At 27.0% G+C, this 8,074-nt stretch carries 9 protein-coding genes; 3 read left to right on the forward strand and 6 right to left on the reverse strand.

Annotated features, from left to right (window positions below; genetic code table 11):
- From bdr to bvRMA01_RS04525, 3 genes are read right to left on the reverse strand one after another with little or no spacing between them, the layout of a single operon-like run.
- Window positions 1–606, reverse strand: coding sequence for a Bdr family repetitive protein (gene bdr, locus bvRMA01_RS04515; protein WP_247032438.1), 606 nt, complete (start codon window positions 604–606; stop codon window positions 1–3).
- 38 nt (window positions 607–644) lie between these two features.
- Window positions 645–1,997 carry a PBSX family phage terminase large subunit gene (locus tag bvRMA01_RS04520; protein WP_247032439.1) on the reverse strand — a complete coding sequence of 451 codons (1,353 nt, stop codon included), beginning with the start codon at window positions 1,995–1,997 and terminating at the stop codon, window positions 645–647.
- A 10-nt stretch (window positions 1,998–2,007) separates the two neighbouring features.
- On the reverse strand, window positions 2,008–2,547 hold the full coding sequence (locus bvRMA01_RS04525; protein ID WP_247032440.1) for a DUF603 domain-containing protein: 540 nt from the start codon (window positions 2,545–2,547) through the stop codon (window positions 2,008–2,010).
- A gap of 154 nt (window positions 2,548–2,701) precedes the next feature.
- Here bvRMA01_RS04525 and bvRMA01_RS04530 point away from each other — a divergent pair, with 154 nt between their 5' ends.
- From bvRMA01_RS04530 to bvRMA01_RS04540, 3 genes are all read left to right on the forward strand, one after another.
- Window positions 2,702–3,151, forward strand: a complete 450-nt coding sequence (locus tag bvRMA01_RS04530) for an Mlp family lipoprotein (RefSeq protein WP_247032441.1) — start codon at window positions 2,702–2,704, stop codon at window positions 3,149–3,151.
- A 274-nt stretch (window positions 3,152–3,425) separates the two neighbouring features.
- Window positions 3,426–4,067, forward strand: coding sequence for an Mlp family lipoprotein (locus bvRMA01_RS04535; RefSeq protein ID WP_247032442.1), 642 nt, complete (start codon window positions 3,426–3,428; stop codon window positions 4,065–4,067).
- Between the two features lie 513 nt (window positions 4,068–4,580).
- Window positions 4,581–5,330 (forward strand): tyrosine-type recombinase/integrase, encoded by a 750-nt coding sequence (locus tag bvRMA01_RS04540; RefSeq protein WP_247032444.1) that lies wholly within the window; start codon window positions 4,581–4,583, stop codon window positions 5,328–5,330.
- 114 nt (window positions 5,331–5,444) lie between these two features.
- Here bvRMA01_RS04540 and bvRMA01_RS04545 read toward each other — a convergent pair whose 3' ends face one another.
- The 3 genes from bvRMA01_RS04545 to bvRMA01_RS04555 all read right to left on the reverse strand — a co-directional run bounded on the left by bvRMA01_RS04545 (window position 5,445) and on the right by bvRMA01_RS04555 (window position 7,883).
- Window positions 5,445–5,861: a DUF261 domain-containing protein gene (locus bvRMA01_RS04545; protein WP_247032446.1), complete on the reverse strand. Its 417-nt coding sequence runs from the start codon at window positions 5,859–5,861 to the stop codon at window positions 5,445–5,447.
- 38 nt (window positions 5,862–5,899) lie between these two features.
- On the reverse strand, window positions 5,900–6,283 hold the full coding sequence (locus bvRMA01_RS04550; protein WP_247032447.1) for a single-stranded DNA-binding protein: 384 nt from the start codon (window positions 6,281–6,283) through the stop codon (window positions 5,900–5,902).
- A gap of 214 nt (window positions 6,284–6,497) precedes the next feature.
- Window positions 6,498–7,883 carry a YqaJ viral recombinase family protein gene (locus bvRMA01_RS04555; protein WP_247032449.1) on the reverse strand — a complete coding sequence of 462 codons (1,386 nt, stop codon included), beginning with the start codon at window positions 7,881–7,883 and terminating at the stop codon, window positions 6,498–6,500.
- Window positions 7,884–8,074 lie beyond the last annotated feature (191 nt).

Consider the following 8,074-nt stretch of genomic DNA (forward strand, 5'->3'; position numbering starts at 1 on the left):
TTATTTGTTAAATATTTGTGATAATAATATTGCAAGAATTGTTATAATGAGACTAATTACGGATCCAAACATCCAATTACTTATTTTTGACATGAACTTTAATTCAGACCTTAACTCTAAGTTATTAGCAGATATTATAGCATGTAATCTATCTTCTACTTTATCAATTTTATTATCAAGTTCATTGAATTTAGTATCTATCTTATTATCAAGTTCTTTAATGTCTGATTTCAATTCACTTCTAACGTTATCAATCTTATTGTCAAGTTCTATTTTGACATTCTCTAACTTTAAATTAAAATTACTCTCTACAGAATTAATCTTATCTTCTAATCGTTTCTCAACACCATCTATCCTGTCTTCCAATCGTTCAAATTTAACATTAAAATTGTTCTCTAAAGAATTAATTCTCTCAACCAACATTTCAAACTTTAGATTAAAGTTACTCTCTAAATATTCTAGATCCTTATATGTGAGATTATTATGGTAATACCTTTTAGATAGATCAGCAGCAATCAGTTCTTCCATTCCCATACGCAAGAATTCTTTTAATATCATTTCTTCTGTTATCTGATTCCTATAAGTAATGGCTTGTACAGTTTGCATAAAATCTCCTTATTTATTATTATACAATAATTTATAAGCTAAATAAAAGTAAATTTAGTAAAATATTTCTGTCTATCAAGGTAATTTAAAGATAAAATTAAATATGAAGCAGATAAGCTATCTAATGCATCATCATTACTCTTTCCATCTCCTCTATAAGAATAGATATCATTAAATACTGAACTACTACTGTAACTAAGTAAATTCATATTATTGTAAGCAAATGGAGTTAGTAAAGACATAATTCTTGTATACTTATTTGTTTTAGGTCTTATTGGAGCAATTCTAAAATAACTATTCATATTCTCTCTAAGTCTAATATATTCACGAGTCAATGCTCCAGCTCCCCTAATATCATCTCTATCTTCAATATAAAGAGTATTCACATTTAAATTCTCTATTATCTTTTTTATTGTATTCATCATATATGGATCAACAGCTGGTTTCTTTTCTTGAAAAATAAATGCATAAAACTTATTATCTAAACGTTCTAATACACAAATAGCAGTATTATCTCCCCCAATGCTATATGCTGGATCTAAATATGCTATAGGACTTTTAAATTCATAACTATCTACAACATTAATAGAATCAAATATTACATCATCACTTGCAACCCAATTACCAAGAAGTACTCTAGATTTATATGTTGGTTTGTCTTTATACAGCGTCTCTTGTGTTTTAATAAATTCTTCAGGTATTAATTCATTATCATATGTTGTGAAATTATATGTAAAGTAAGTTTCTTTATTGTCAATATAATCACGCTTAAAGAAATGTTCTGGACTCTCAGGATTTGTATCAAATATAATAGTTTGCTGCCCTACTCTAAGTCTTTTTAAACATTCCGTTAACGTTTCTTTATGCAAGGTAGTAGCTTCATTAACAAAGATACAAGCACTATTACTTCCTCTAAACCTCTCAAAATCTCTCACCTTATCTCCTCCATACAAATTAACCCTTAAATTATCAACTTCAAAATAAGATGTATTAGATAATTTGGGAATAAATTGAACCTTAAGCATATTAGAAATCTTTTCAAATTGTCCTAAAACATTAATCTCTAATGATTTTTGTGAATTTCCTATTATAAAATTATTTGTATCTTCTCTATATAAATGCCTATTCTTAATTAGAGTTTTGAGATATAAATAACAAGCCAAAAATGTTTTCCCACTTGCTATACCACCAGATAAAATGATCTTGGTTTGTTTATTCTTTTCAATACTATTTAAAACATCTCGTTGTTTCTTAGTTAAATACTTACTCTCAAACTCTTTAAAATCAATTATTACTGTTTTTGGTTTAATAAAAGACGATATATCAATACCAAATGAACGTTTATATTCTCTTTGCATCTCTCTAAATAACGGTAACTTGTATACATCCACACTATGATCCTTAAAGTTTAAATTTACTTTGTAAATCAATATCAGTAGCTTTTAATTTAACCATTACTTGATAAATTAAATCCATTTGCTTAAGTTCCTTTTCACGTTTAACATTATTAAGTTCAAGTATCTTATTACTAAGCTCTTCATTATCTTCATTACCAAGCTCTCTCTTAAGATCTATAATCTGACTCTCTAATACTTCTATCTCTTGATTATAAGATTTAAGTTCCAATTCCAAATATCTCTTAAATGAATCAATAAACTCAATTCCTAACGAATTTCTGGCTATACTGAACTGGCTTTTAATATTACTTGCTTGCGCATTACTCTCAGATGCCCGAATTAAAATATTAGTTAGTGTATCTTCACTTATTGTTAATTTATTAGGACTTTCCATATTATTAACTTCTCTAGTTTCCCATTTGCGTCTCATTTTACACACATTAGCACGACTGACTCCCATCTCTTTTGCAATTTGAGTATCATTAAGTTTGCCTTCATTAAAATAAACAACATAATCATCAAATGACTTCTTTTCTCTACTCATATTAATTCTGGTATAAATTAACTTATTTTGTAACTTATAATTTAATTTTTGTTAACTTATTTTAACATAAACTCTATATCAAAATAATATGCTTACAAGCCATCTCAAGAACTGAACTATAATGTTTTAAATATTAATAATAAGGAGAGATAATATGAAAAAAGTCAGCTTTATTTTATTTACTTTACTTGCTTTACTACTAATTAATAGTTGTGATTGGTTTGATTCTAATAAAGATGTCAAAAGTAGAGGTAGAAGCAAAAGAGAGACAACAGAAGAACAAAAAGAAGAAGTGCAAAAAACACCTGAAGAACTCTTAAAAACAAAGTTAAATGATACGGAAAAAGCAAACCTAAACTTTTTAAAAGAATCACTGGGTAGTGAAGCTGATTTTAACAAATTTTTAAGCCATGATGAATCTAAAATAAAGGAAGTTCTGGGACATATACAAAGTGAACTTGAAAAATGTAATGGGGATGATGCAAATGAGCAAAAGAATACCTTTAAACAAGTTTTACAAGGTTCTTTTAAAGGCAATAGTGATGATTTAGATAAATTCAAAGAGCAAGCAGCTAGCACTTGTCAAGCAGGAGCAAGTGGTTAATAAAAACAACCAATAAAACAAATCAATAAAAGAAAAGTGTATTTAATCAAAGAAATTCAAAAATAAGTAAAGGTTAAAGATTATTTCAATTTAAACAATGCAAAGAAAACAAAACAAATAAAAATTATTTTTTTAACATAAACTACATAATATAAGGTAATAAGATTCAACTAATATAAACAATATAAAAATAATAGATTATAATACTTGAACTAATAAGGAGAATATTTATATGAAAAAATATATAAAATTGATAATACCGTGTATAACATTAATGTTATACTGCTGTGGTGATAAACAAGTGAATAGCGGAGCTTCAATGAGAATTCAAATAGAAAGAGAAAAAAGGTTAAAAGAACAAAGAAAGGCTGAAGAACAGCAAAACAAATATAAGTCTTTAATTAATGCTATTAATGTATTACTTGTTAATATACGACCACATGAGGGATTTAACTTTCCAAATCGAGAAGAAGAAAGAAAAAGATTCACAAACTTTAAAACATGGCTTGAAAACAATCCAGAAAAACAACAAGAATTGGCTAATGAATTTACTAAGGCTTATGATCACTTAATATCAAAAAAACAACAATACGAAGCTAACAATAACATACCACCCAATAACGAAAGTTTCGATGACTATATCAAAAATGGTATTCTTACTAACGAGTACGATCATAAAAACAGAAAATATGGAACAAATGTTCGAACAGACGTTAAGGATGAACAAGGTAAAATCTTTAATACATTTTACACGAATAAAAATTTGATCTACCAGTTCTTCAGAAATCTGGTAGATATGGCAAGTAGCGTCCTTGAAGCAGATTTTATCCCTATCACAAACAATGAAAAAATGTTTGAAACTATGATAAGCTCAATGAGAAATAATACAAAACAATTGTTGGAAGAATGGGAATAAAAAAAGAATCTTAATCAAAAGAAAAAGTAAAATTTAACAAAGAAAAATTAAGATAGTAGTAAGATCTACTATCTTAATTGTATAAAAGATCTTCATTCAAAATAAAGCAAAAAAATAAAAATGAAGAGCAAATAAAAGAACAAATTAAATAGCTAAGTAAAAGGATTAAGAAAGTGTGTAAGTAAACAAAATGTTAACTTGAGGTTAACATAGAGAGGGAAGTTAAAAAAAGGAAGGATAACAAAGTCATTGCAAAGTTGCAAACCACTAAAAAGACAAAAAAAGTAAATGAAGAGTAAAAGTAAAAGTATTTGTAAGGAAGAGGAGAAAGAATACTAGTTATATTCCCTAAGTTCTCAAAAAAATAACATTTATATTTATTACAAATACGTATAACAGCATATTTTATATACAATGGAGACTTTTAAAAATTGACTTTAAGAATAAGTATTTGCTAATATTTTTTACACAAGTTTAATAATTTTTATAATATTTAGTTAAAAGATAAATTACATGATAGTGAATGATTTACTTAAAGAAAAAATAAAAAAATTACTTAAAGAAAATAAACTCTTAAGAGAAGAACTACTTTTAATTAACAACCCTTCTAAAGGGCAAATTATTACTAAACCGAAAACTAGATTTTATCTTAATGACAAGACAATTAGACTAGTAAAACGCGCTATAGAGAGACTTAAAAGTCTAGACCCAATCTCAGGATGGTTTGTACACTTACTCTCAGTTACTGGTTGTAGGGGTGTTGAAATGCAAAATATAAAACTTGACCAGATATCAAAAGAGAAAGGTAGTAATAATGAAGTACTCTATAGCCTACGTGTTAATGTTGCAAAAAAGAGAAGTGGTGTTTGCATAAGAGAAGTAGTTATAAGTAAAGACGAATTTGATGCTATTATGAGGGCACATAAAACTTATTTTCAAAGCAAAGGACAAGATGAGCGTCGCACATATTTATTTCAAAAAAGTAAGATTAGATTTCGTGATAATAAAATTAATATAAAAAAGATTACCGAAAAATTTAAAAAATTACTACTTAAGGGAGGATTTAAAGAAAGAAAATCTTTGCATATACTCCGTAATATATTCATAGCTACTCTAAAATCACGTGGTTACAATGCATTCCAAATAAAAGAGCTTATGAAGTACTCATCTACTTCTGAGATTGACAATGTTTATGGTCTCTCACATGCAAGTAAAATACAAGCTTACAAAGATATTAAAAATAGTTTTAATAAATTTTGCTAAAAATTTAATTTTTTATAATATATTATGTATAATAAATACATCTCTTTAACCCTTTTTAACATTTGACTATCAAAACAAAAGAGACTTTCTGTCTCTTTTGTTTTTAATGGAGATTTATAACTGCGTAAAGACACGTTTAGATTTAAGGTGATATTCTCTCCCTCGCTCTTTAAGTTTAAGAGAATCGTATAATACACTTGTATTATTTGTTGCCATAAAATGTGATCCTGGTGTATTTTTTATTCTCACTTCACTTATTTCAAATTCACCAGAAGAGCATCTATAATGCTGATTTTCATATCTTACACATCTTTTTATTCTAAAATAATTTAAGATCTTACATGGATTTAAAATATAACAATTGTCCTTTATGTAACCCAAATTAATGAATTTATGATAATTATCATTAATATCATAAAACTCAAAATTCTGCTCAGTAAACATGGATACGTAATAATGCAAAGATAAAAGATAACATCCCCATTTCTGAATTTCAACAACTAATCTACTATCACTTTGATATACTCTCAAAGTATAACCTCCAACCTTAACTTTATATTTATAAGTTTTTAAAAGGGAATATCTTCATGAAATTCTTCTTCAATAACTTTACCATAAGAGTTAAGAGAAGCAAATAACTTTAGTTGATCAACTAAAATTACATTCCTGCTTCTCTTAACTCCAGTAAGTTCATTTACAAAAGAATCATTACGAAGTATTCCATTAATAACAACCTGCTTGCCTTTAATAAGCAAAGGTAAAAGACTTTCTGCTCTTCTGCCAAATAATATACAATCAAAAAATTGTGCATTACCTCTCCACTCACCATTTTGCTTTACCTTAATATTATTAGCTAAAGAGAATTTAAGTATCCCTATATTGGAACTAGTATAAGCAATTTCAGAATCTCTAGTAAGTCTCCCAGAAAGGGTTAGAGAGTTAATATCAGCCATCCAGATTTTCCTTATCTTTTAAACGATTCCTAATATCCATAAGTTTAAAATCATAAGATAGCTTTTTTAAAGTCTCATTATGCTCTCTGTATGAAAGATAATCACTCATAACTTTTCTTATAATACTTTTAGTATACTTATATAGAAACTGGAATAGTTTATAAAATAATATAAAAAAGATTATCATAAATATGATCTTCATAGTTTGTAACCCTTATACAGCCTGTGCAATAAGGGTTGCCTTATTTGAAGAATCACTAGAAACAGAAGCTACTTTGTCTGCAAAATGACTAGCTATAGAAACTGCTTTACTAAAATTAGAAAGTCCATCCACTTGAGTATAACTATCACTAAACACCTTAAATCTATCTTTAATGGCTCTCTTTCTCATGTTCAAAGAGAATAAAATTCCTTCAAAATTATAATAGATATTATCACTAATTGAATAACTACTTATCATATCTTGAATTTTTTCTTTCACTTTTAATTTAACTACTTTAGTCATATCCTCAGCTTCTTTCGCCTTCTCAGCCTCAACTTTACTTATATGCTTAATCATTTCATTTAAAGTAAAAATATCGTCTTTTAAAACAAGGTCATTTTCAACTTCTAGATTTGTCAACTTAACAAACTTAAGAAATTCTTGTCTAAAGTCTAATTGTGCCAAGGTATTATAAAACTCACTTTTATTTAAAAATAATTTTATTCTCTCAACTAACTCTTCATTACTTGCACTCTCAATATCATTATAGCTCCTCATATACTTAAAAGCGTTGTTAATCTCAACATTAAAAGCCACCATATAAAACATAATCTTTGCTATAAATGCATCGTCTCTTTCAATAACACAGTTTGTAGTATCTCCACCAAATAAAAAGAATAAGTTACCTTTTTTTAATCCTGTACATGCTAATTGCATCTGTACTTGTACGTAATACTTAAAGAAATATTTATTATCTAGGAAATTACCAATTCTATTATACTCAGAAGCACCGCATTGTATTTGAAATGAATCGCTGCATTTTGTCTCTAAAAGTTCAGCATCACCTTCCCTATTAACAAACCATGCATCAATTGTAGCACCTACCAAATTATCACTCTTACCAACTTTTTTAAAGTAATTATATTTATCAATACCGTTTGAATATTTATTTTTATGTAAAATATGAATATTCTTATCATAAGTTTTTACAAATTCGTCAATTATTAAATTCTCTAAAGCCTTACCTTTTTTCATACTCAAATTTTCTTCAAAAGGCATTTCCCTTCCTATTGATTTAAGAATTCTTACGATAAACATCTCTTCTAAATAATCAGCTCCCATAAACAGACTACCAACTTCACTAGCTCCTACCCTCTTTAAAGCTCTTCTTTGAACACTAAAATCAACCTTACTATTAAACTTGAAATACTCATTCTTGTTAATATTAGGTATCTTACGTCCTATCCTGCTCATTTTACTTTCTTGTTTTTGTTTGTTGATAGAATCTTGAGTTACCACAAAAGATTCAAAGCCTTTAAACACCATCTGCCTGTACAAATCAAATTGTTGCATCCCTACCTCTGCTCTTAAATTATTTATTTTTATCATATTTATCATATTTAAACTCCTAATTGATTATCTATAAAATAATATAACAAAAACTGTTTTTGTCAAAATTTTTGATATATTTTTTTTGTTAAATTATATATAAAAAAACTTTTATTAAACAAAAAACAGAAATTGTATTTACTTTTCAATAGAACTTATGTATCATGAGCATGACTATAAATACAATTAGGAGCAAATAA

Origin of the sequence: Borrelia venezuelensis (assembly GCF_023035835.1) — a bacterium.
Classification (GTDB): Bacteria; Spirochaetota; Spirochaetia; order Borreliales; family Borreliaceae; genus Borrelia; species Borrelia turicatae.

Excerpts from the sequence above, each read along its gene's own strand:
- bdr (WP_247032438.1), bottom strand. The coding sequence starts at position 606 with ATGCAAACTGTACAAGCCATTACTTATAGGAATCAGATAACAGAAGAA.
- bvRMA01_RS04555 (WP_247032449.1), bottom strand. The coding sequence starts at position 7,883 with ATGATAAATATGATAAAAATAAATAATTTAAGAGCAGAGGTAGGGATG.
- bvRMA01_RS04550 (WP_247032447.1), bottom strand. The coding sequence starts at position 6,283 with ATGGCTGATATTAACTCTCTAACCCTTTCTGGGAGACTTACTAGAGAT.
- bvRMA01_RS04530 (WP_247032441.1), top strand. The coding sequence starts at position 2,702 with ATGAAAAAAGTCAGCTTTATTTTATTTACTTTACTTGCTTTACTACTA.
- bvRMA01_RS04535 (WP_247032442.1), top strand. The coding sequence starts at position 3,426 with ATGTTATACTGCTGTGGTGATAAACAAGTGAATAGCGGAGCTTCAATG.
- bvRMA01_RS04525 (WP_247032440.1), bottom strand. The coding sequence starts at position 2,547 with ATGAGTAGAGAAAAGAAGTCATTTGATGATTATGTTGTTTATTTTAAT.
- bvRMA01_RS04540 (WP_247032444.1), top strand. The coding sequence starts at position 4,581 with ATGATAGTGAATGATTTACTTAAAGAAAAAATAAAAAAATTACTTAAA.